We start from the raw sequence: 21,991 nt of genomic DNA, 5'->3' as shown, positions 1-21,991 counted from the left end.
GCGTACTCGCGAGAATGGTATTGATCGATCTGGGCGGGCACTCCGGAACACCTGTATCCCCGCAATTGCGCAGCGGCGTTAGTTGTCCTCGGCCCGTGCTGCCCTCTTCAACTCAGCGATCCTCAGCCGTAAGAAGATGATGGCCAGGACCAAGGCGTACACGGCAAGGACGGTCACCGCGATCACGAAGACCGCGTAGAGGATCCCGATGATTCCGAAGGTTGGACTTAGATTCATTACTACCCCCCAATAGTCGTTGAGCCCCAATGCTACGCAAGCCACCAGCGATTCCCATGGAGGCTGGAAGGCGTAGGTCCTTTGTCAGCCAAGCTCGGCTGGGCGGTGAGGCTCGGCTCCGTACTCTGACCAACCGCCTGCGTAGAGACGGCCGCGGCCGAGTCCTGCATACTCCAGGGCGAGAAGGTTGTGGCAGGCCGTGACGCCCGATCCACAGTAAGAGATGACGGCACTCGCGTCTTCGATCCCAACCTTCGCAAACGCTCGTCGGACCTCGGCGATCGGGCGCAGGCGTCCATCAGGGGTGAGGTTCCCGCGGCACGGGACGTTCACTGCGCCCGGGATGTGTCCGGCTTGGGGATCGGTGGGCAGTTGGAGGCTTCCGTCGAAGCGGTCGGCATTGCGGGCGTCGACCATGATCCCGGCAAAGCCTGCCGTGATGTCCTCAAGCTGGGCGAGATGCGCCTCCGGCCACGGAGACGGCGTGAAAGTCGCGGGCGTCGGCTTCACGGGCTTCGTCTCCAGCGGTCCCGTCCACGCGGCAAGCCCGCCGTCGAGCAACGCCGCCCGATGCCCGAGCGCACGCAGCATCCACACGAGCCGCGCGGCGATGACTCCTCCGGCGTCATCATAGGCGACGACGGTCGTGGAGTCGCCGATTCCCAAGGAGGACATTCCCTGTGCGAAAACTTCAGGGTCGGGAAGCGGGTTCAGCCCGTGTGGTCCCGAACTCCCAGACAGCCATGAGTCCAGGTCCACGAACACCGCATCCGGAAGGTGGCCGCCGTCGTACGCTTCACGGCCCGGCCCGCCGTCGAGGTACCAGCGAACATCAGCGGTGACAACGTTACCTCGATGTGCCTTGAGCCATGCGGCATCAACAAAGGGCGGAAGGTCCTCTTGGGTTATCCGACTATCGTCCATACACTGCAGGCTAAAGAATGTGTCCACTATTCGAGCAAAAACGTCTCATTATGCGGATGCAAGAAGCCAAGGATCCCCTACCGGACCAAGCGGTTTTACGAACCCTCGACGGCTCGCAGAAGCGTCCGGAACTCGTCAAGCATGACCGTGCTTTGGCGATTAAGGTCAAACTCGTCTTCAACAGTTGCTTTGGCTGATTCTGCGTCCAGCAGCAGTTTGAAGGGCTCCATAAGTCCTGCACCGATGGTGAGAGAGTATGAATTCACGGTTCTCGGCCGTCCTCGCGCAGGGAGTGGTCTTGAGGAAATGGCACCTGCTAGCCAGGCATGGAACCTTGCGATTCTTCTTGTATGAAGGTGAACCTGGCGGTGCGTGTATGCCGCGCCAAAAAAGGACGGTGCTGGGACGAACATCTGTTGAATGTTCCTGTTCCACTCGATAACCCGGTGTGGTACGAATGGGACGAGGGCAATCAACCGTCTTGCAACTTAGGGTTTGTCAGAATATTTGGAAAGGTAGGGACTAAAGTGCTCATACTCGGAGTTGTTCTGCTAATCCTTGGTTATATTTTCAACATTGGAATCCTGATAACTATTGGGTGGATTCTGGCTGTTATCGGCCTCATCCTTTTGTTGCTCGGTGCAATCGGACGCCCTCTTGCCGGAAGACGGTACTGGTACTAGTCGCGGCCCCGCGCCGCTACAGGGCATCCAGCCCTGTTCCCGCTACTCGACGACGGACATCGGCAAGCCGCCCCCATGTACCGACGGCGTGATGCTGTCGAGCTGCCATCCATCCGCGGATGCCCGGAACATCGCCGTCTGCGGCAGGGAGTAGCCGGACGGGATGTTGCTTGGTCCATTCGCTGCCGAGGCCTGGTGTTGCTCGGTCACTTCCTTGAAATGGACGCTCGCTTCCGAGCCGGCCACCTCGATTGACTCCACCGTGATCGTCGTCGAAAAGTCCGTGTACCAGAAACCCACCGACTTGAAGCCGGCCTTTGACCTCGCCACCACCGGAAGGTCCCTCGCACGCTTCGCCCGGTAGGCCGCCGTCGACTGGACGTCGCTGAGATGCGGCTCCGGGGGAACGTCGAGGGCAGTGCCGTTGCGGTCCTCGACGGCAGTCCGGATGATGGCCGAAAGCTCAGAGGACGACGGGCTGGGCACCGCTGCTGAGGGAGACCCGACCGTGAGCGGCCCGGCAACAGGCTGGCATCCGGAAAGGGCAAACCCAAGCAGCACCGCGATAGCGGCCAACGAGCCTCGGTAAGTCATCGTGGTCCCCCTTGCCGGATGTCCTCACAGCCTGCCCGGAAGGCCCCAGCCAGTCAACTGGAGCCGGAAGGCGGGCGTAGAAGGTCCAGGCCGCGCTTCATCACTGCCGGTCGTCGTGACGCGAAGGGGCGAAAGCGATCTGCTCTGTGCGGGCAATGCCTCGCTCGATGGCAGCCTTGTCGATACCTAGGAGCGTTGTGAGCCACATGCCGTTTTGCACGACGACGATGTCTGCTGCCCGCTCCTTACTCTCATCGGCAGAAAGCTCGGGTTTGGCATTCCCTATGAGTGTGGCGAGCCCGTCCAGATACCGGTCGAACGCCGCAGCGTTGATCCGTGCGAAGTCCTCATGCGCCTGGGCGAGGGCCCAGAGGTGGAGGCGGAGGGACAGGTACGGCGTGGTCAGAAGGTCGGGGTCCGCAACGCGCCGAAGTGACTCTCGGAGTTGCTCGTCCGGGGTTGAGGCGGGCGTCGGCTCCACCAGCATGAGGTCGTGCTCTTCAATTTGGCGCAGCACCGCACGGATCAGGCTCGACTTGTCTTCGTAGTAGTAATTCACGAGCCCCAGTGCGACGCCGGCTTCACGGGCCACGGCGCGCATATTGATCCCCGAAATGCCGTGGCGGGACAGCAGTTCCAAGGCCGCTTCGAGAATGCGTGTCTGCCTATCGACCTGTTCGCTGGACTTTACGGTGCTTGTACCCATCCGGCCAGACTATTGCCAAACCCGGATCGGCGCATCCCGGCTGCCTAGAGGTTCTCCTCCGCGTAAACCCGGAGGGCATCCCGAACGAACGTTGCTCCGGACTCCCCGCCGTAGTTGGCGGCAAATCGAGGGTCCGCAACGTACATTTCGCCGAGGCCTGTGACGTAGCCCTTCACGTCTCCACCGGGAGTGGCGGACGGGGTGCCCGGGATTCCGCGGAGCCATTCGACGTGGCGCCTTGCCAGTTCCTGTGCTTCAGCGCTGTCGGGTGCAATTCCGGACGTGGCAGCGGAGATCCAGTCGCTCCCCAGCTTCCGGGAGCGTTCCTTCCATTGCTGCTTTTCTTCGGCGCTCATGCCGCGCCACCAAGCGTCACTTGTGGCGTAAGCGTCCTTGCCCCAGCGCTCCTCTACCTCGTCCTTGTACTGAGTGTGGTCGAAGCCATCAAACATGTCCTGTGCCATGTAATTTCCATCCCCTTTCAAGGTCTCAATGGTTTGCCGCACGGACGCGATCTGTCGCGCCAGACGGTCCTGCTCTTGCCCAAGCCATTCCAGGTGGCCGCTCAACGCCTTAACGGTGTCGGTCTCCCGGGCAAGCACGTCGGCGATTGCAGGCAAACCCAGTCCAAGTTCCCGGAGCAGGAGGATCCGCTGAAGCTGCACCAAGGCCGGACCGTCGTAATAGCGATAGCCGTTATGACCGGTCCGGCTTGGCTTGAGCAGCCCAATGTCGTCGTAGTGACGCAGCGTGCGGCTGGTTGTCCCTGCCATCTTGGCGATTTCCTGGATCGACCAGTCCATGAGTCCTCCGTCCTGGCCCTCTCGTTCCTGGCTTGTCCTTTGACAGTAATGGTTGACGTTACGTCAAGGTCAAGGGGGTGGATTGGAGGAATCAGTCGGCCAGGATCAGGTACAGCGCGCGGCGGGTTTCATCGAGCTTCTCGATCGCTGCCCTGCGTTGCTCGTCGGTTGCCGCAGCGCGGAACTGGTGGACGACGCCCATGAGTTTCCCGATGCTCTGGTGGAACTCCTGCATGTTTCCGTCGGCCTCGGTGTTCCAGGCATTGGCGAGCTCTTCCTCATGCTCGGCAACGTAGGCGCGGCCGTCGTCAGTCAACGTGAATTCCGTCCGACGCCCCTCGCCCACGGCTGTGATGAGCTCTTCATCAACCAGCTGCTGCAACGTGGGGTAGACGGATCCGGGGCTGGGCCGCCATGTTCCGGAGGTCTTCTCGGCGATGGTCTTGATCAGTCCGTAGCCGTTGGATGGCGCCTCTGCGAGCAAGGAGAGAATTGCCGCCCGGACGTCGCCGCGGTTTGCCCGCCGCCCGCCGCCGGGACCAAAGCCCCTTGGGCCGAAACCGCCCGGGCCGAAGCCGCCGGGTCCGAAACCAGGTCCGAAACCGCCGGGCCCAAAGCCGGGTCCAAAGCCGGGGCCGCCGTGGCCGCCCGGTCCGCGACGGCCTTTGCCTCGATTGAAGCGACCTCGACCATGTCCATGCTCGGGATGTCCGTGGCCGTGCTCAGGGAAATTGTTGTCGTGTTCGTTGATGCCTTTCATAACAGCATCATCCTTTCGGTTAGTGGTTCGTCGAAGGATTATCGGCGATAGTTAACGATATATCGGTAACTATCGGAACGTCAATAGCCTGTTTGGGGAGCGAGCATCGGTTGGAACGGCCGGGATGTGAGAGAACATCCGGTCAGGACCGTTGGGATGTGAGAGAGCATCCGGTCAGGACGGTTGGGATGTGAGAGAGGGTTAAAGCCCGACGGCGGGTGCGGACTTCACGAAAAGTCCGCACCCGCCGTCGAGGTTCTCAAGATGCTACGAGAGGGGAGTGACGTAAGCTCCCGAGATGCCGCCATCCACCAGGAAAGTGGAGGCCGTGATGAAGGAAGCGTCGTCGCTGGCCAGGAAGGCGACCGCTGCGGCCAGCTCTTCCGGCTCCGCGAATCGGCCCAGAGGAACGTGCACCAACCGCCGTGCTGCCTTCTCAGGATCCTTCGCGAAGAGTTCCTTCAGCAGGGGGGTGTTCACCGGTCCCGGGCAGAGGGCGTTGATGCGGATGCCCTGCCGTGCAAACTCGACGCCGAGTTCCCGGCTCATGGACAGGACTCCACCCTTTGAGGCGCTGTATGAAATCTGGGATGTTGCCGCTCCCATGACGGCCACGAACGATGCCGTGTTGATGATGGACCCCTTGCCCTGCTCCTGCATGTAAGGAATGGCGTACTTGCAGCAGTAGTAGACGGAGGTCAGGTTCACTTCCTGCACCCTGCGCCAGGCGTCGATTCCGGTGTCCAGGATGGAAGCGTCGTCGGCGGGGGAGATGCCCGCATTGTTGAACGCGATGTCAACACTGCCGTACGTCTCCTTGGTCTGGGCGTAGAGGTTGCGGACTTCTTCTTCACTGGTCACGTCTACTTTGACGAACAGGCCGCCTACTTCGCTGGCTGCCGCAATCCCGGAGGTGGGTTCGATGTCGGCGATCACGACGTTGGCGCCCTCAGCTGCCATCCGGCGTGCTGTGGCCAGGCCGATGCCACTGGCACCGCCGGTGATGACTGCGCTGCGGCCGGCGAGGCGGTTGGAAACTACTGCTTGCATTGGTGCTCTCCTTTGAAAAAGTGGAAAAGATTCAGGATGACTGGGTGGAAATGAAGACGTTCTTGACCTCGCTGAAGGCGTCAAGGGCGTCGGGGCCGAGCTCGCGGCCAAGGCCGGACTGCTTGAAGCCGCCAAACGGGGTGGAGTACCGGACGGACGAATGGGAGTTCACGGAGAGGTTGCCCGATTCGACTCCCCGGGCAACGCGCAATGCCCGGTCCACTTTGGACGTCCAGATAGAGCCGGATAATCCGTACTCGGTGTTGTTGGCGATCCGGATAGCATCTGCTTCGTCGTCGAATGGGACCACGGCAACAACCGGGCCGAAGATTTCGTTGGTGAAGGACGGCGCCTTGAGATCCGGGGTGAGCACTGTGGGCGGGAACCAGAAGCCTGGTCCTTCCGGCGCCTTCCCCTGGAAGGCGACCGGGGCGCCGTCGGGCACGAAAGCCGAAACCGTGTCCAACTGCTGGGCCGAAATCAGCGGGCCCATGGTGGTGGCCGGATCTGTGGGGTCTCCGACACGCATGCCGAGGACCTCTGGCTCCAGCAGTTCCAGGAAGCGCTCGTAGACGCTGCGCTGCACGAGGATCCTGGAACGTGCGCAGCAGTCCTGGCCGGCGTTGTCGAAGGCGCCACCGGGAGCGGCGGCCGCAGCCATCTCAAGATCGGCGTCGTCGAAAATGATGTTGGCGCTCTTGCCTCCCAGCTCCAGCGTCACCCGCTTCACTTGGTCAGCGCAGCCTGCCATGATCTGCTTGCCCACCCCGGTGGAGCCAGTGAACACCACCTTGCGGACCGCCGGATGCGTGACGAACCGCTGGCCCACCACGGACCCCTTGCCCGGGATCACTTGGAAGACGCCCTCAGGAAGGCCGGCTTCCAGAGCCAGTTCACCAAGGCGGATGGCGGTCAGCGGTGTCACCTCCGCCGGTTTGAGCACCACGGTATTGCCTGCGGCCAGTGCGGGGGCGAATCCCCACCCTGCGATGGGCATCGGGAAGTTCCAGGGAACAATGATGCCAACAACGCCCAGCGGCTCGTGGAAGGTTACGTTCACGCCGCCCGCCACAGGAATTTGGCGGCCGAAATGCCGTTCCGGAGCGGCGGAGTAGTAATTGAGGACGTCGCGGACGTTGCCCGCTTCCCATCGAGCGTTGCCGATGGTGTGCCCTGCGTTGCGCACCTCCAGTTGTGCGAGGTTCTCCAGGTCATTGTCGACGGCGGCAGCGAACCGCCGCAGCAGCAGCGCCCGGTCCGCGGGGGCCACGGCCCGCCACGTCTCGTAGGCGGCGGCTGCCTTGGCAATGGCTGCGTCCGTTTCCGCCACGCCAGCGAGCGGAACGGTCTGGATGACCTCCGCGGTGGCCGGATTGATCACATCAAACACTGTTGCTGTCATGCGGGGGACATCGCTTTCATGGTTGCGGTCTGGTCTGAGCGGTAGCCGGCGGCGGCCTCCACAAAGCCGCGGAACAGCCGGCGATCATGGGGGTTGTGTTCCGGATGGAACTGGACTCCAAGAACCCAGCCGCCCTCGGTGGTTTCGATGGCCTGCACCAGGCCATCGGCGGAGCGGGCAGTCACGCGCAGGGTTTCAGGCACGGCGTCCAGGGCCTGGTGGTGGTAGCACGGCGACGTGGCGGAATCACCCAGGAAGTGGTGGATGAGGGTGCCCGGCGTGGTGTCGAATGCCGCCTCACCATAGACACCGGGTGCTGGCTGACTGTTGCTGCCGGGAAGGACGTCCGGGATGTGCTGGATCAGCGTTCCGCCCAAAACCACGTTGAGGAGTTGGGCTCCCCGGCAAATGGCGAACAGGGGGAGCTCGCGCTCAAGCGCGGCGCGGATGAGCGCTGAGTCATGCTTGTCCCGCAGCGGTTGGGACTTGGTGGTGGGATGCGGTGCCTCACCGTACAGGGAAGGATCGACGTCGGGACCTCCCACCACAATCAGGCCGTCCACCAGGTCCAGCACGGATTCGTCGGTGCCCAGCGGAGGCAGCAGGATCGGTGTTGCTCCAGCTGCGACCACGGCCTCCACGTACGATCCTGGGAGAATCGCCGCCGTCGTATTCCACACTCCCCAGGAGGCGTCCTGAAGGTAACTGGTGAGCGCGATCCGCGGCCGGTAAATTTCAGAGACGTTCGAAGCCACGGACCCGCTCCCAATCTGTGATGGCGCTGTCGTAGGCGGTGAGCTCCACGTTGGCGGCGTGGACGTAGTGGTCCACCACGTCGTCGCCGAAAGCCTTGCGCGCAATGCTGCTCTCGGCCAGGAGGTCCCGCGCGTCCCGCAACGTAGTGGGCAGCCGTTCCGCATCGGACTCGTAGGCGTTGCCCTTGGTGATTGCCGGCAACTGGAGATCGTTTTCGATGCCATGGATGACAGCGGCGATCATCGCAGCCACTGCGAGGTAGGGGTTCACGTCGCCGCCGCCCACACGGTTCTCAGTGCGGAGGCCCCGGCCGTGGCCCACCACGCGGAGTGCGCAGCTGCGGTTATCCAAACCCCAGGCGATCGCTGTGGGCGCGAAGCTGCCCTCTACGAAACGTTTGTAGGAATTGATGTTCGGTGCCAGGAAATAGGCCAGTTCGCGCAGCGCTGCGAGTTGACCGGCCACGAACCGTTCCATCAGGGGGCTGAAGCCGTGTTCGCCGTCGCCCGCCAGCACGGGGTTCCCGTCCAGGTCGGTGAGGCTGAAGTGAATGTGGCAGGAGTTGCCTTCGCGCTCGTTGAACTTGGACATGAACGTGATGCTCTTGCCGTGCTGGTCCGCGATTTCCTTGGCGCCGTTCTTGTAAAACGTGTGCTTATCGCAGGCGGCGAGGGCCTCATCGAAGCGGAACGTGATTTCCTGCTGACCGAGGTTGCATTCGCCCTTGGACGACTCGACCACCAGGCCCGCGGCTTCCATGTTGTTGCGGATGGAGCGGATCACTGGTTCCAATCGGGCAGTGGCAAGGAGCGAGTAGTCCACGTTGTACTGGGTCGACGGCGCGAGGCCCGTGTAGTTCTTCTGCCAAGCCTGGTTGTAGGAGTCATCGAACATCAGGAACTCCAGTTCGGTCCCTGCGTGGGCCCGGTAGCCCAGCTTTTCGAGCCGCTCGATCTGGGCTTTCAGGATCTGCCGTGGTGATGCTGCTACAGGGGTCCGGTCCGTCCACAGGACATCGCACTGCACAATGGCTGTGCCTTCGAGCCAAGGAACTCGGCGAAGCGTCGAAACGTCCGGCAGCATCACCATGTCCCCGTAGCCCGTTTCCCAGGACGACATCGCGTAACCGTCCACGGTTTGCATTTCAACATCCACGGCGAGGAGGTAGTTGCAGCCCTCCGCGCCGTGGTCCAGAACGTCTTCGAGGAAGGAGCGTGCACCGCAACGCTTGCCTTGGAGGCGACCCAGCGCATCGGTGATGGCGACAATGACAGTATCGATTTCGCCGCTTGCAACGGATTCGCGCAGTTCGTCGACGGTGAGCTGCCGGTTCCGGCTGGACTCTTGGATGTGGGAATTCATGATGTCTCCGCAGTGTGGTTCTGTGAGTGGATTTCAGGTTCTGCTGGCTGTTACTTCAGCTCGGCCTCGGCCATGGCGAGTTGGGCGAACTCTTCTTCGGGTGCGCCCGCCACGATCCGGTGCCGGCTGTAAAGCCAGTAGTAAACGAGGGCAGCGGCAAAAATCGCTGCCGTGATGGAAGCGGCAAAGACGTCGACGACGAACGTCGCCACGACTGCCACGGCGGACAGGGCCAGGGCAATCGACGTCGTGACGATCCCGCCCGGCGTCCTGTAGCCGCGTTCCAGGTTGGGTTCCTTCTTGCGAAGGACGATGTGCGAGAGGTTCAGCAGGACGTAGGAAACCGTCGCGCCGAAGACTGCGATGTTGATGAGCAGGGCACCATCCTGCGTCAGGGCAGCCAGCAGGAAGCCGACCGTGCCCGGGACGATCAATGCCCAGTAAGGGGTGCGCCGCGCGCCGGTCAAGGAGAGCCAGCGGGGCAGGTATCCGGCCCGGGACAGGGCGAACAGCTGCCGTGAGTAGGCGTAAATGATGGAGAAGAAGCTGGCCACCAATCCGGCCAGGCCGGCGTAATTGATGAAGTCGGCCAGGAAAGTGTTGCCACCGTACGCAATGCGTAGTGCCTCAGGAAGCGGGTTGTCGGATTCGCTCATGGCTTGCGAGCCGGCTGCGCCCGGGACCAGGACCAGCATGAGGGCGCCAAAGATGACCAGGATAATGACGGCCACGATGATTCCCCGGGGCATATCCCGCTTGGGATTCGAGGTTTCCTCGGCAGCGAGGGGAACGCCCTCCACTGCCAGGAAGAACCAGATCCCGTAGACCAATGCCGCCAGGATGCCGCTGATGCCCATGGGCAGGAACGCGCTGGACCCGGCGGAACCATCGGGAACAATATCGAACAAGCGAGCGGAATCGAACTTTGGCAGAAGGCCGACGACGGCGGCGGCCAATGCGATGGTGGCCACTGCGGTGATGGCGAACATGATCTTCAAGGCTTCGCCGACGCCGCGGATGTGAATGCCGATGAAGATGACGTACGTGACGAGGTAGACCGGCCATGAGTTGGTGAGGCCAAAGAGGCCAAGTGCTTCCACATAGCCGCCGATGAAGGTGGCAATAGCGGCCGGGGCCACCGCGTATTCGATGAGGACCGCCATACCTGTCGCGAATCCACCGAGGGGTCCCAGGGCCCGGCGGGCGAACGCATAGCCAGCTCCCGCCGTCGGGAGCGTTGATGAAAGCTCAGCGAGCCCGAAAACCATGCACGTGTACATAACGGCCATGAGCAGGAAAGCGATCAGCAGGCCGCCCCAGCCACCTTGTGCCAAGCCCAGGTTCCAGCCAGCGAAATCGCCGGAGATCACGTAGGCCACGCCGAGACCCGCGAGGAGAACCCATCCGGCGGCACCCCGTTTGAGGCGCCGGTGCTTCAAATACTCATCCTCGCCGCCGGGCGGCTGGTGCACTGTTTCCATGCGTGTTCCTATCGTCTGAGGAATGCTTCTGGGAAAAGTCGAGCGGGGGATCATCCAGATCCTAAAGGACTGTTTTCAGTCCAAAGTGTGCTTCAAAGTCTGGAGCGTGATTCCCCATGAGTCAAGACTTTTCTGAAAAACCTGATGACTTCGATCACCATTGAGGGCGTGTCCAATGGTTTTTTTGATGACCTTTATTGATCAGCGTGGGTAGCATGGAGGCAGCAGCGCCCTGTGAATGGACTCACTGATTGGCGCAGCCCGCATTCCGTGGAAGGAGATGCCGTGCCGGACTCACCGTTTGGCCCGTCGTTCTCGATGCTGCGCCCAGTCAGGGGCGGCAACGCGTTCGAAGAGACCATCGAACACATCCTGCGGACCATCAAGCTGGGGATCTTCGCTCCCGCCGAAAAACTGCCGCCCGAGCGTGAACTGGCCGAACAACTGGGAGTCTCCCGCGCCACCCTTCGCGATGCCTTGGGGGAGTTGCAGAGCGCCGGCTATTTGGAAGTCCAGCGCGGCCGGTACGGCGGCACGTACGTGTCCACGACGGCAGTCCAGCGCCAGCCGGACCAAGGGCCCCTCGACCCCGCCGAGGTGGAGGACGTCCTGCTCTTCAGGTCCATCATCGAGCCTGCCGCTGCTGCTTTGGCTGCCAAAGCGGATCTCTCCGCGGCTGCCCGGAGGCACCTGCAGGTTTGCCTCTCCGAAGTGAGCGCTTCCCCTGCCGTGGGCTACCGACCCCGCGATGCCCGGTTCCATATAGCAGTCGCCGAATTGTCCGGCTCCGCAAGCTTGGTGGGCGCCGTGGCCGAAACACGATCCAGGCTCAACGAACTCCTGGACCGAATTCCCTTGCTCAGCACCAACCTGGAGCACGCCAACGAACAACACACCGAGATCGCCGAAGCGATCCTGCGCGGCGACGCCCCCGCCGCGGAACGGGCTACCATCGAACACCTGGAAGGAACGGCTTCACTGCTGCGCGGCTTCCTCGCCTGATGCTCTCTCACGTCCAACGGGTTTTTGGCGATCGTTCTCTCACGTCCAACGGGTTTTTGGCGATCGTTCTCTCACGTCCAACGGGTTTTTGGCGATCGTTCTCTCACGTCCGATGCGGTCGCCGCCGAATCACAGCGGGATCGAATCACGGCGCAATATGGTTGAGCCTTTGTCATGCGGCTGACTAGTGTTGGACACATGCGCGAACTCCAGGCCAAGATCATCGAGGAAATGGGCGTCCAGCCCCGGATCAACCCCCAAGAGGAGGTCCGCAAACGAGTCACGTTCCTGAAGGAATACGTTAAAGCCACGGGCACCAACGGCTTTGTGCTCGGCATTTCCGGTGGACTGGATTCCACTCTTGCCGGTCGCCTGGCACAGCTGGCCGTCGAGGAACTGGAAGCTGAGGGCGTGAACGCGAACTTCGTTGCCATGCGTCTCCCCTACGGCATCCAGCACGACGAAGACGACGCCCAGGCCGCCTTGGACTTCATCAAGGCCAAGACCGAACGGACCTTCAACATCTCCCGCGCCGTGGACGGATTCGAGGAAGAGTTCGAGAAAACCACCGGCGCGGAAATCTCCGACTTCCACAAGGGCAACACCAAGGCCCGCGCACGCATGGTTGCCCAGTATGCACTGGCCGGCGAACACAACTACCTGGTGATCGGCACAGACCACGGCGCCGAATCCGTCACGGGCTTCTTCACCAAATATGGCGACGGCGGCGCGGACATCCTGCCGCTGTTCGGCCTGAACAAGCGCCAGAACCGCGAACTCCTGGCCGAGCTGGGCGCTTCCGCGCGACTTTGGCAGAAGGTGCCCACGGCTGACCTGCTGGACGACAAGCCGGGCCGTACCGATGAAGACGAGCTCGGAGTCACGTACGACCAAATCGACGACTACCTTGAGGGCCGCGAAGTTCCCGACGGCGTCGCTGAAATCATTGAGCAGAAGTACCTCCGTACGCGACACAAGCGCACAGTGCCGGTAACCATCTTCGACACGTGGTGGAAATAGCCCGCTAAATCCCAAGACCCCGACGGCGGGTGCCGGCTTCCAGGAAGTCCGCACCCGCCGTCGGGCGTTAACGGTGCTCGCTCACATCCCAACCGTTCTGACGCGATGCTCGCTCACATCCCAACCGTTCTGACGCGATTCTTTGCCGGTGGTGACCGACCGACGTCGACTGACCACCTCCGACAGGATGTGAGAGGGCAACCACCCAAAACCCGTCGGACGTGAGAGAACAACCACCAAAAACCGGCAGGAGGTGAGAGAACGATCCCCAAAAACCGGCAGGACGTGAGAGAACGATCCCCAAGAACGCGGGAGCTAGGCCGGGACCGGACCCGTGGAGCCGCGGACTGTGAGGTGGGTGGGCATGACTGCCAGGCGACGGGTGGAACCGGCGTGCAGCGGATCCAGCTGGGCGAGCAGCATGGAGACGGCCACGCGTCCGGCCTGCTCAATAGGCGAGGCGATCGTGGTCAGGGGCGGGTTGCAGAAGTCGGCGCCGAAGATATCGTCGCAGCCCACGATGCTCATATCCTCAGGGACGCGGATGCCTCGCTCACGAAGCCGCTGCAGCATGCCGATGGCCAGGAGGTCGTTGAAGACGATGCAGGCCGTGGCGCCGGTGCGCGCCGCAGCGTCGGCAGCTGCCGCGCCTGATGTCGTTTTGGGCGTAAAAGGGCCGACGTGGGAGGTGGTGAGCCCCCGCTCGCGGCTCTCCTCTTCGAACGTCTTCCAGCGCTTGGCGTTGGACCATGACGACGCCGGTCCGCCGACGTAGCAGATCTTGGAATGTCCCAGCGAGGTGAGGTGTTCAAGGGCCTGGACCACTGCGCCGGGGGTGTCGATCATCACCGTGGGGGCGTTGGCTGATGACCTGTTGATCGTGACGATGGCCTGTGTGGAGGCTGCTTCGAGTATTTGCGCATCCGTGAGGCGGGAGGCAGCCAGGATGAAGCCGTCCGCCGTTCGCTGCATTTTGCGCAGGGTATCGGCTTCCATCTCGGCGGACTCTTCCGTGTCCACGAGCAGCTGCGTGTAGCCGGCGGCTTTGAGTTGGTTCTGGGTGCCCCGGATGATGTCGAAGTAGAAGGGGTTGGTGACGTCGGGCACCAGCAGGGCGATGGCGTTGGTGCGCCCGGAGCTAAGTCCGCGCGCTTGGGAGCTGGGCACATAGTTAAGCGAGGCTGCCGCTTGCTCAACGCGCTCGCGGGTCACGCGGTTCACCCTGCCCGGATTGGACAATGCCCTGGACACGGTTGAGGTTGCGACTCCCGCTAGTTCTGCAACGTCACGGATGGTGGGAGGCGTCCCTGCCGTGCGCGCTTTTGCATCTGCCATGCGGCAATTGCAGCACTTTTGGCAACTTTTGGCAAACGCTTGCCGCTTTGATTGCCAACTCCCTAGACTCGACCACGAAGCCCTGTGACGCACCACACCACACCTGCGGGCTGGGTATCCAAGGAGGAAACAATGAGGTTTGCACCATCAGCAAAGCTGGCCGCCGTCATCGCAGCGGCTGCGCTGGCTTTGACGGCCTGCGGGGGAAGCAGCAGCAGTTCCGAAGGCTCCGGAGGTGCCGTGGATGGCACCGGCAAGAAACTGAGCGTCCTGACGGGCGTCAACAGCCAGTACCCCGAGCAGCAGAAGGAATGGTTCAAGGACATCGCTGCCAAGTTCAAGGCCAAGACAGGCGCCGATGTTGAATTTGAGACGTTCGCATCCGCCAACGATGAACTGACCCGGATCCAAACTTCAGTGGTTTCCGGCCAAGGCCCTGACGTCTACAGCCTGGGCACCACCTTCACACCCACCGCCTACGCCACCAAGGCCTTCGTCACTCTCTCCGACGATGACTGGAAGAAGGTCGGGGGCAAGGACCGTTTCAACCAGGCTGCATTGGGCATCTCCGGCCCGGACTCCGAGCACCAGGCGGGCATTCCCTTCGTCAGCCGCCCCTTCGTCATGGCCTACAACAAGGACATCCTTGCCGCTGCAGGCATCGAGAAGCCGGCCACCACGTGGGACGAACTCGCTGAGCAAGCCAAGAAGATGACCAACGCCAGCACGGGTACTTTCGGCCTGGCCACCGGCTACAAGGACAACTTTGACCCGTGGAAGTTCATTTGGGCCATGTCAGTCCAGGCCGGCAACCCCTTGGTGGACGGCGACAAACTCAAAATGGACGATCCCACGGTCAAGAAGGCCTACGAGACCTACTTCGGTTGGCTGACCAAGGACAAAGTGGTGGATCCGGCCGCGATTGGCTGGAGCAACAGCAACGCTGTGGCGGCCTTCGCTTCCGGCAAGGCCGGCTACCTGATGATGACGACGTCGAGTTCAGTCCCCACCCTGGACAAGTCCGCCATCGCCGGCAAATACGCTTACTCCATCATGCCCACCACGGCGCCGGGTGAAACTTCACCCAAGGGCGACGGCGACAAAGCCGCCAGCATCCTTTCCGGCGACAACGTAGTGGTTGCGGACTACTCGCAGCAGAAGGACCTGGCGTTCGCGTACATCGAGCTCATCACGTCAAAGGATGAGCAGTTGAACTACCAGAAGATCTTCGGGGAACTCCCCGCGAATGCTGACGCACTGGCCTCACTGACAGATCCGAAACTCAAGCCGATCGCCGATGCCGCGGGCAAGTCAAAGGCCACCCCCTTCACCGGCGCCTGGGGAGACATCCAACTGGGCCTCCTGAACGTCACGGTCCAGTCCATTCCGGAGCTCGCCAAGGGCGCCGTGGATGACGCAGCGCTGGAGCAGCGGCTCAAGGACGCACAGGCAAAGGGACAAGCATCCCTCGACCGGGCTGCGAAGTCCTAGGCAGGATCTCCCATGTCCACTGATTCCTTCAGGGAAATGAAGGCCGCGACCGGTCCGGCTGCCGAAGGGCAGCTGGCCCGATCGGGCACAACAGCCCAAGCGTCCGACGGCGGCACGTCACCGAACGCCGGCACAGGCACCATCCAGCCAACCGGACGCGGGAAGAAACCCGTCCGCAGGAAGGGTTTGAGCGAGCGCAACCGCCCCTTGTGGATGTTGATCCCGGGCGGGCTCCTGATGTTCGTCATCATTGTTCTGCCGCTGTTCCTTGGCATCTACATGTCGGCGCTCAACCTGGACCAGTACTCGCTCCGCAAGTGGGTCAGCGCACCGTTTATCGGGGTCGGGAATTTTGTGGAGGCCCTGACCGACTCGCCGCTGCTTCACTCCGTGTGGTTGAGCGTCAGCTACTCGCTGATCGCCATGATTGTCACGCTGCCGCTGGGTATTGCTGCGGCGGTGGCAACCCAGAACTCGTTCAAGGGCCGCGCAGTGATCCGATCGATCTTCCTGATCCCGTACGTGCTGCCGTCGTTCGTGGTGGCCACTGTGTGGCGGACAATGTTCCAGCCCAATGGCGTAGTGGACTCCGCCTTGGGAACGTTCGGGATGGATGCCGGGCTTTGGCTTAATGGGCCGCAGACCTATTGGACGCTCATCCTGGTCCAGATCTGGGCTTCGTGGCCTTTCATCTATCTCCTGGCACTTTCGGGCTTGCAGTCCGTGGACCATGAAGTCCATGAGGCCTCCGCCCTGGATGGTGCGCTGTGGTGGAACAAGCTGCGCTACGTCATCTTCCCGTACCTCAAGGGACCCCTCGCGTTGGCATTCCTGATCGGCATGCTGCATCACATCAACAACTTCACGCTCCCGTTCGTGCTGTTCGGTGTCCCGGCTCCCGCCGACGTCGAGGTCCTTCCGATCCTCACGTACGTGACCAGCTTCCAGAGCTTCCGCTTTGGACTCAGCGCCGCCATGGCGTTTGTTTCCCTGGTGCTGATTGCCATTCCGTTGTTCATCTACCTGCGCGCCGTCAAGCTGGACGACGCCGAGACACCTGGAGGCAAGAAGTGAGCGCATCAACCACCTCCGTCCGCGGCACAGCCAGCCGGGGCACGTCGGCAACCACGTTCCGGCCAGGCTCAAAGCGGCAACATGAAGTCACCCGTCTCCTGCCCGTGCCGATGCTGGCAATCATCCTTGCCGTTCTGTGTGCGATCGTGCTCATCCCCGTTGCCTACATTTTCCTGGCCTCGGTTAACTCGGACATCGGCGTGGCCAACGGCGAGTTCTGGCCGTCCACGTTCTCCATGGAGAACTACACCAAGATCTGGTCCAGCGTCGGGCTGGCCAAGGGCCTGACCAACAGTGTGCTCGTAGCCGGAGCCACGGCCGTGGTGTCCGCGGCGATGTCCGTTTCCATCGCCTACGTGCTGGTCAGGTACCAGTTCCGTGGGCGGCTCAGCATCCTGCGTGGCCTGTTGGCGCTGCAGTCCGTGCCCGGCACGCTCATGGTCCTGCCAGTGTTCGTTCTCTTCTCCTCAGCCGCCAGCTACCTCGGCATCCAGGTCATCGGCACCCAGTGGGGCCTGTTCATTACCTACCTCACCTTCGCCATGCCGTTCTCAACATGGGTGATGGTCACCTACCTGCGCGGCTTGCCGCGCGAGCTGGAAGAGGCTGCAAGGATCGACGGCGCCAGCAACCTTGGCGTCCTGATCCGCATCATCCTTCCCCTCAGCTGGCCCGGAATCGTGGTCTCGGGCATCTTCGCCTTCCTGCTCGGATGGAACGATGTCCTGTTCGCCTCGGTCATGACCCGGCCCGATAGCCAGACAGCGGCCGTCGCACTGCAGATCTTCGGAGCTTCCCAGGAAGGTGGGGCCATCCCGCTGTACGGCCAGATGATGGCAGCTTCGCTCGTCTGTGCGGCCCCCGTCGTGATCCTGTACCTGATTTTCCAACGTTACCTAGTGGGCGGACTTACCGCCGGAGGAGTCAAATAGCAATGACCGGTTCAGCAACAGTCGAATGGACGCTTTCGGGCTTCGGTGACGAAATCGACGACGACCCCGTGCTGCAGATCGCAGTACTTCAAGCCCTGGGCGCCAACCACATCGAGGTCCGCAGCGCTTGGGGTATCAACATCGTGGACCTCAATGCCGCGCAACTTGGCGAGCTCAAGAAGCTCCTGGACGCAGCGGGGATGGGAGTGTCCGCCATCGCCTCGCCCATCGGCAAAGTGGATGTCACTCTGCCTGTGGAACACGAGGTGGAGCGACTCCGGCGGGCGGCCAACGCAGCGCACGTCCTCGGTGCCCGCTACATCCGTATCTTCTCCTTCTACTATGGCGAGGACGTGGCTGTAGACAGCATCCGTGACGACGTCATCGAGCGAATGCGTGCCCTTGCTGCCGTCGCCGAGGAAGCCGGCGTCGTCCTGCTTCATGAAAACGAGAAGGACATCTTCGGGGACACCCCGGACCGGGTCCTGGACATCATCGAATCTGTTGCGTCGCCGGCCTTGAAGGTTGCTTGGGATCCGGCCAACTTCGTGCAGGTGGGCGTCAAGCCCTTTGACGAAGGCTACGCCAAGCTCCGTCCGCACCTGGAGTACCTGCAGGTTAAGGACGCGCGGTTCGCCGACGGTGTGGTGGTTCCTGCCGGAGAGGGCGACGGCGATGTGTTGCGCACCGTTGAGGCGTTGAAATCCGATGGCTTCGTGGGATTCGCGAGCCTGGAACCGCACTTGGCTGGAGCCCACGGACTGGGCGGCTTCTCCGGCCCTACAGCTTTCGGGATGGCGGCGCGGGCCTTTGCAAAAGTCGTGAATGAAGCAGGAGTGGAAACCAAGTGATCACACAGACAAACGAGCCAGTTATTCGATTCATTAATGTCGCCATCGCCGGATGCGGCACCATTGGCCGGACACACGCAGCAGCAGTCGGAGAATTGCCCGAGCTTCGCGTTACGGCACTGGTGGATGAAATCCCGGAAGCCGCGGCCGCACTGGCCCAAGAGATCGAGGACGGCGGGTCCACCAAGCCGGCCACGTTCCGGACTCTGGGTGAAGCGTTCGCGAGCGCCGACGTCGACCTCGTCATCATCGCTACCCCCAGCGGGCTTCACATCCAGCAAGCGTTGGAAGTCCTCGATGCCGGCAAACACGTTGTCATCGAAAAGCCGCTCGACGTGAACCTGGACCGCGCCGACGAGATTCTTGCCGCAGCCAAGGCTGCCGAAGCCAAAGGACTCGTAGCGAGCGTCATCAGCCAGCACCGCTTTGACCCCGCGAGCGTCGTGGTGGACCAGGCCCGCCGGGCAGGCCGGTTTGGGCGGCTGACCTCCGCTATTGCTTCCGTTAGCTGGTATCGCAGCCAGGGCTATTACGATTCCGGCGCCTGGCGAGGAACGTGGGCCATGGACGGCGGTGGAGCCGTGATGAACCAAGGCGTCCACACCGTGGACCTGCTCCTGTGGTTCCTTGGACAGCCTGTGGAAATCAGCGCCAAGACCGCGCTCCTGGCCCATACGGATCTGGAGGTAGAGGACACAGCCGTCGCAACCCTAACGTTCGATTCCGGCGCGCTCGCCGTCCTGCACGCAACGACGGCAGCCTACCCGGGCCTGACTGTCCGGCTGCAGGTCATGGGAAGCAAGGGTTCCGCGGTGATCGACAACGACAACCTCGAGTACTTCCATGCTGCTGGCGAGGACGGGGATGCGGACAGCGGACCCATGGGCATCCGTGGCGGCGGTAACCAGGCCGAAGAGGAGCTGGCCAAATTCCCTGAGCCACCACAGCAGAAGAACCTGGACCCCACCGTCTACCCTGCCGGCCACATTCGCCAGTATCGCGATGTTGTGGAGGCCATCCATGAGGGCCGTCCCGCAGGAGTCACTGTTCAGGACGCCGTCACTGCCCTGGCCACTGTCCGTGCGCTGTACGTCTCGGCAACCCTCGGCCGCCCGGTCCTGATTGCCGATGTGATGGCTGGCAAATACAACGACGTTGAGGTACGCACCGGCAACGGCCACTTCGAGGAGGTCACGGCATGAAATTCTCCGTCTTCACGGCCTCGACCCCGGACTGGACGCCGCAGCAAGCCGTGTCAGAACTGTCCGCCCAGGGTTGGCACGGCATCGAATGGCGTGTCACGGACCAGGCCGACGCCCCGGAACCTGGCTTCTGGGCAGGAAACCAAGCAACCTGGCCTATGACGGGGCTGGAGGATTCGCTCCCAGAGATCGCCCGGCTCACTTCCGAGGCCGGACTCGAATACTCCGGCTTGGGTGGTTACCCACGATGCGATGATCACGACGGCGTCGAAAGGGTTCTCGCAGCGACCGCCGCCTTGGGCGCCCGCCAAGTCAGGGTCAACGTGCTGCCTCTGGGCGACTCGACCATGGGCGGGCAGGAGCCCAGCGGCTTGTCCTATCCGGAGCTTTTCGAGGCGACCCGTGAGCACTATGAATGGGTTGCCGGCCGGGCTGCGCACTACGGTGTCAAAGCGCTGGTCGAGTTGCACCACGGCACGGTGACAGCCTCGGCGTCCGCGGCGCGCAGGCTCCTTGAGGGCCTTGATCCGAATCATGTGGGCGTCATCCATGACCTCGGCAACCTGTTGATCGAAGGGTGGGAATCCCCGCTGCCGGCCCTGGAATTACTGGGCCCTTATTTGGCGCACGTCCATGTGAAGAATGCCCGTTGGGTCCGCACTGATGACCGTGACGAGGCTGGGGCGGCGGTGTGGGTGAACGAATGGGCTCCACTTACCGAGGGGCAGGGGAGCGTCCTGGCCTACTTCAAGGCCCTGGCCGAAGTGGGCTATGACGCGTGGGTGACTGTGGAGGACTTCTCCACTGACCTTCCACTCGCCAAGCGCACAGCGGGCAACCTGGACTTCCTTCGCCGCACCGCCGAACTCGCCGGATTAACTGTCAACGGAAGCCTGCCTGCTGACTCCCTCTTGAAAGGCTGACCCATGACCGAGTCGCTTGCCACCCACCCGGACCGACTGCTGCCAGCGGACCCCGGAACGCGTGCCATAGCCCGCACGTTGCTGGCACGGGTCCAGGACCTGCCCATCATTTCCCCGCACGGACACGTTGATGCCGCAGTGATCGAGCAGAACAGCCCGTTCCCGGATCCGGCCGCGCTGCTTGTAACTCCGGACCACTACGTCACGCGGCTCATCCACGCCTCCGGCGTACCGCTGGAGCAGCTCCAGCCGGCCGCCGGGGCGCGGGAGGTCTGGCGGCTTTTCTGCAAATCCTGGCCGCTCTTTGACGGCACGGCTTCCGGCTACTGGCTGCGGACCCAGTTCGAGACAGTCTTTGGGCTGCAGGGCGAATTGAGTGCAGAGACCGCCGATGCCACCTTCGATGCCATCTCGGCAAAGCTCGGCGAACCGGGGTTCCGCCCCCGCGAGCTCTTCAAAGAATTCAACATCGAAGTACTCGCCACCACCGACGACCCCCTGGACAACCTCGCAAGCCACAGTGCGCTCGCGGCAGATCCCTCCTTCCACGGACGGGTCCTGCCTACGTTTCGCCCGGATGCGTACCTGAATATCGCCCATCCGTCGTGGACAGCCAACGTTGAGCGGCTGATTGAAACGGCGTCCGACGGCGGCACCGGCTACCGCGGGTACCTCACCGCTCTGGAAAACCGGCGTCGTTACTTTTTGGAGCATGGCGCGGTCTCGGCGGACCACGGCGTCCGCACCCCGGCTACCCTCAGACTGGACACCGCTGACGCCGAACGGCTGTTCGAACGCGCCCGGTCCGGCCAGGCAACGCCAGCGGACCGCGATGTTTTCGAAGCACACATGATGTACCAGATGGCGAGGATGTCCGTGGAGGACGGCCTGGTGATGACCATCCATCCCGGTTCCTTCCGAAACCACCATCAGCCCACTTTTGAGGCGTTCGGCGCTGACACGGGCCACGATATCCCCTTTGCGACGAACTACACGGAGGCCATCCGGCCGCTGCTGCAGGACTTCGGGACAGCGAAGGACTTCCATCTGGTGCTGTTTACCTTGGACGAGACGGTATTCTCCCGCGAACTCGCGCCGCTTGCCGGCTTCTACCCGTCCGTGTACATCGGGGCGCCCTGGTGGTTCCTGGACGCGCCGGATGCCATGCTCCGTTTCCGGTCGGCGGTTACGGAGACTGCCGGCTTCACGAGGTCCTCAGGATTCATTGATGACACCCGCGCGTTCTGCTCCATCCCCGCCAGGCATGACGCCTCACGCCGGATCGAAGCTTCTTTCCTGGCGCGGCTCGTTGCTGAGCATCGCATCAGTGAGGACCGCGCGCACGAGCTGATTGTCGACGTCGTCGATTCCTCGCCACGAAGGGTGTTCAAACTATGAGTGCC

General features: G+C 62.5%; 22 protein-coding genes. 9 read left to right on the top strand and 13 right to left on the bottom strand.

What is annotated here, in order from left to right; translation table 11 throughout:
• Positions 1-78: 78 nt before the first annotated feature.
• The 12 genes from ABIE18_RS02360 to eat form a co-directional block, all read right to left on the bottom strand.
• Positions 79-237 (bottom strand): hypothetical protein, encoded by a 159-nt coding sequence (locus ABIE18_RS02360; protein WP_499720995.1) that lies wholly within the window; start codon positions 235-237, stop codon positions 79-81.
• Positions 238-321: 84 nt separating this feature from the next.
• Complete coding sequence (locus ABIE18_RS02355) at positions 322-1,161, bottom strand: sulfurtransferase (protein ID WP_499720994.1); 840 nt, start codon at positions 1,159-1,161, stop codon at positions 322-324.
• Between the two features lie 95 nt (positions 1,162-1,256).
• Positions 1,257-1,427 (bottom strand): hypothetical protein, encoded by a 171-nt coding sequence (locus ABIE18_RS02350; RefSeq protein WP_499720993.1) that lies wholly within the window; start codon positions 1,425-1,427, stop codon positions 1,257-1,259.
• 459 nt (positions 1,428-1,886) lie between these two features.
• Complete coding sequence (locus tag ABIE18_RS02345) at positions 1,887-2,438, bottom strand: hypothetical protein (protein WP_499720992.1); 552 nt, start codon at positions 2,436-2,438, stop codon at positions 1,887-1,889.
• Positions 2,439-2,538: 100 nt separating this feature from the next.
• Entirely contained in the window at positions 2,539-3,144 is a 606-nt protein-coding gene (locus ABIE18_RS02340) for a TetR/AcrR family transcriptional regulator (protein ID WP_499720991.1), read from the bottom strand.
• 44 nt (positions 3,145-3,188) lie between these two features.
• Positions 3,189-3,947, bottom strand: coding sequence for a MerR family transcriptional regulator (locus ABIE18_RS02335; protein WP_499720990.1), 759 nt, complete (start codon positions 3,945-3,947; stop codon positions 3,189-3,191).
• 91 nt (positions 3,948-4,038) lie between these two features.
• Positions 4,039-4,707, bottom strand: coding sequence for a PadR family transcriptional regulator (locus ABIE18_RS02330; RefSeq protein ID WP_499720989.1), 669 nt, complete (start codon positions 4,705-4,707; stop codon positions 4,039-4,041).
• A gap of 267 nt (positions 4,708-4,974) precedes the next feature.
• Positions 4,975-5,757, bottom strand: coding sequence for a 3-oxoacyl-ACP reductase (locus tag ABIE18_RS02325; protein WP_280626356.1), 783 nt, complete (start codon positions 5,755-5,757; stop codon positions 4,975-4,977).
• A 31-nt stretch (positions 5,758-5,788) separates the two neighbouring features.
• Positions 5,789-7,159 carry an aldehyde dehydrogenase family protein gene (locus ABIE18_RS02320; RefSeq protein WP_499720988.1) on the bottom strand — a complete coding sequence of 457 codons (1,371 nt, stop codon included), beginning with the start codon at positions 7,157-7,159 and terminating at the stop codon, positions 5,789-5,791.
• Entirely contained in the window at positions 7,156-7,914 is a 759-nt protein-coding gene (locus ABIE18_RS02315) for a gamma-glutamyl-gamma-aminobutyrate hydrolase family protein (protein ID WP_499720987.1), read from the bottom strand. The genes ABIE18_RS02320 and ABIE18_RS02315 overlap by 4 nt, the downstream gene beginning before the upstream one ends.
• Complete coding sequence (locus ABIE18_RS02310) at positions 7,895-9,277, bottom strand: glutamine synthetase family protein (RefSeq protein WP_498696987.1); 1,383 nt, start codon at positions 9,275-9,277, stop codon at positions 7,895-7,897. The genes ABIE18_RS02315 and ABIE18_RS02310 overlap by 20 nt, the downstream gene beginning before the upstream one ends.
• 50 nt (positions 9,278-9,327) lie before the next feature.
• Complete coding sequence (gene eat / locus ABIE18_RS02305; RefSeq protein ID WP_499720986.1) at positions 9,328-10,758, bottom strand: ethanolamine permease; 1,431 nt, start codon at positions 10,756-10,758, stop codon at positions 9,328-9,330.
• 285 nt (positions 10,759-11,043) lie between these two features.
• Between eat and ABIE18_RS02300 the strand changes: the two genes are divergently transcribed.
• Both ABIE18_RS02300 and nadE read left to right on the top strand, forming a co-directional pair.
• Positions 11,044-11,760 carry a FadR/GntR family transcriptional regulator gene (locus tag ABIE18_RS02300; protein ID WP_499720985.1) on the top strand — a complete coding sequence of 239 codons (717 nt, stop codon included), beginning with the start codon at positions 11,044-11,046 and terminating at the stop codon, positions 11,758-11,760.
• A 198-nt stretch (positions 11,761-11,958) separates the two neighbouring features.
• Complete coding sequence (gene nadE / locus ABIE18_RS02295; protein WP_499720984.1) at positions 11,959-12,780, top strand: NAD(+) synthase; 822 nt, start codon at positions 11,959-11,961, stop codon at positions 12,778-12,780.
• Positions 12,781-13,095: 315 nt separating this feature from the next.
• On the opposite strand, the gene ABIE18_RS02290 is transcribed toward nadE, so the two are convergent.
• Complete coding sequence (locus tag ABIE18_RS02290; RefSeq protein WP_499720983.1) at positions 13,096-14,115, bottom strand: LacI family DNA-binding transcriptional regulator; 1,020 nt, start codon at positions 14,113-14,115, stop codon at positions 13,096-13,098.
• Between the two features lie 132 nt (positions 14,116-14,247).
• On the opposite strand from ABIE18_RS02290, the gene ABIE18_RS02285 reads away from it, so the two are divergent.
• From ABIE18_RS02285 to uxaC, 7 genes are read left to right on the top strand one after another with little or no spacing between them, the layout of a single operon-like run.
• Entirely contained in the window at positions 14,248-15,606 is a 1,359-nt protein-coding gene (locus ABIE18_RS02285) for an ABC transporter substrate-binding protein (protein ID WP_499720982.1), read from the top strand.
• Positions 15,607-15,618: 12 nt separating this feature from the next.
• Positions 15,619-16,680 carry a carbohydrate ABC transporter permease gene (locus ABIE18_RS02280; protein ID WP_499720981.1) on the top strand — a complete coding sequence of 354 codons (1,062 nt, stop codon included), beginning with the start codon at positions 15,619-15,621 and terminating at the stop codon, positions 16,678-16,680.
• Positions 16,677-17,612, top strand: a complete 936-nt coding sequence (locus ABIE18_RS02275; RefSeq protein ID WP_499720980.1) for a carbohydrate ABC transporter permease — start codon at positions 16,677-16,679, stop codon at positions 17,610-17,612. Before ABIE18_RS02280 ends, ABIE18_RS02275 begins: the two co-directional genes overlap by 4 nt.
• Before the next feature lie 2 nt (positions 17,613-17,614).
• Entirely contained in the window at positions 17,615-18,463 is an 849-nt protein-coding gene (locus ABIE18_RS02270; protein ID WP_499720979.1) for a sugar phosphate isomerase/epimerase family protein, read from the top strand.
• The gene (locus ABIE18_RS02265) at positions 18,460-19,665 is read left to right on the top strand and encodes a Gfo/Idh/MocA family protein (RefSeq protein ID WP_499720978.1); all 1,206 of its coding nucleotides are present in this window, start codon (positions 18,460-18,462) and stop codon (positions 19,663-19,665) included. The genes ABIE18_RS02270 and ABIE18_RS02265 overlap by 4 nt, the downstream gene beginning before the upstream one ends.
• On the top strand, positions 19,662-20,588 hold the full coding sequence (locus tag ABIE18_RS02260; RefSeq protein ID WP_499720977.1) for a sugar phosphate isomerase/epimerase family protein: 927 nt from the start codon (positions 19,662-19,664) through the stop codon (positions 20,586-20,588). Before ABIE18_RS02265 ends, ABIE18_RS02260 begins: the two co-directional genes overlap by 4 nt.
• Before the next feature lie 3 nt (positions 20,589-20,591).
• Positions 20,592-21,986 (top strand): glucuronate isomerase, encoded by a 1,395-nt coding sequence (gene uxaC / locus ABIE18_RS02255; protein WP_499720976.1) that lies wholly within the window; start codon positions 20,592-20,594, stop codon positions 21,984-21,986.
• The last annotated feature ends 5 nt before the right edge of the window (positions 21,987-21,991 follow it).

This window comes from Arthrobacter sp. 2762 (assembly GCF_040548745.1).
Taxonomy (GTDB): domain Bacteria; phylum Actinomycetota; class Actinomycetes; order Actinomycetales; family Micrococcaceae; genus Arthrobacter.
Note: the sequence above shows the minus strand (reverse complement) of the source record. Positions and strands in the feature narration are given on the sequence as shown.

Coding starts and splice junctions, on each gene's coding strand:
- ABIE18_RS02345 (WP_499720992.1), bottom strand. CDS start 2,438: ATGACTTACCGAGGCTCGTTGGCCGCTATCGCGGTGCTGCTTGGGTTT.
- nadE (WP_499720984.1), top strand. CDS start 11,959: ATGCGCGAACTCCAGGCCAAGATCATCGAGGAAATGGGCGTCCAGCCC.
- ABIE18_RS02330 (WP_499720989.1), bottom strand. CDS start 4,707: ATGAAAGGCATCAACGAACACGACAACAATTTCCCTGAGCACGGCCAC.
- ABIE18_RS02355 (WP_499720994.1), bottom strand. CDS start 1,161: ATGGACGATAGTCGGATAACCCAAGAGGACCTTCCGCCCTTTGTTGAT.
- eat (WP_499720986.1), bottom strand. CDS start 10,758: ATGGAAACAGTGCACCAGCCGCCCGGCGGCGAGGATGAGTATTTGAAG.
- ABIE18_RS02360 (WP_499720995.1), bottom strand. CDS start 237: ATGAATCTAAGTCCAACCTTCGGAATCATCGGGATCCTCTACGCGGTC.
- ABIE18_RS02290 (WP_499720983.1), bottom strand. CDS start 14,115: ATGGCAGATGCAAAAGCGCGCACGGCAGGGACGCCTCCCACCATCCGT.
- ABIE18_RS02280 (WP_499720981.1), top strand. CDS start 15,619: ATGTCCACTGATTCCTTCAGGGAAATGAAGGCCGCGACCGGTCCGGCT.
- ABIE18_RS02285 (WP_499720982.1), top strand. CDS start 14,248: ATGAGGTTTGCACCATCAGCAAAGCTGGCCGCCGTCATCGCAGCGGCT.
- ABIE18_RS02270 (WP_499720979.1), top strand. CDS start 17,615: ATGACCGGTTCAGCAACAGTCGAATGGACGCTTTCGGGCTTCGGTGAC.
- ABIE18_RS02335 (WP_499720990.1), bottom strand. CDS start 3,947: ATGGACTGGTCGATCCAGGAAATCGCCAAGATGGCAGGGACAACCAGC.
- ABIE18_RS02320 (WP_499720988.1), bottom strand. CDS start 7,159: ATGACAGCAACAGTGTTTGATGTGATCAATCCGGCCACCGCGGAGGTC.
- ABIE18_RS02325 (WP_280626356.1), bottom strand. CDS start 5,757: ATGCAAGCAGTAGTTTCCAACCGCCTCGCCGGCCGCAGCGCAGTCATC.
- uxaC (WP_499720976.1), top strand. CDS start 20,592: ATGACCGAGTCGCTTGCCACCCACCCGGACCGACTGCTGCCAGCGGAC.
- ABIE18_RS02260 (WP_499720977.1), top strand. CDS start 19,662: ATGAAATTCTCCGTCTTCACGGCCTCGACCCCGGACTGGACGCCGCAG.
- ABIE18_RS02340 (WP_499720991.1), bottom strand. CDS start 3,144: ATGGGTACAAGCACCGTAAAGTCCAGCGAACAGGTCGATAGGCAGACA.
- ABIE18_RS02310 (WP_498696987.1), bottom strand. CDS start 9,277: ATGAATTCCCACATCCAAGAGTCCAGCCGGAACCGGCAGCTCACCGTC.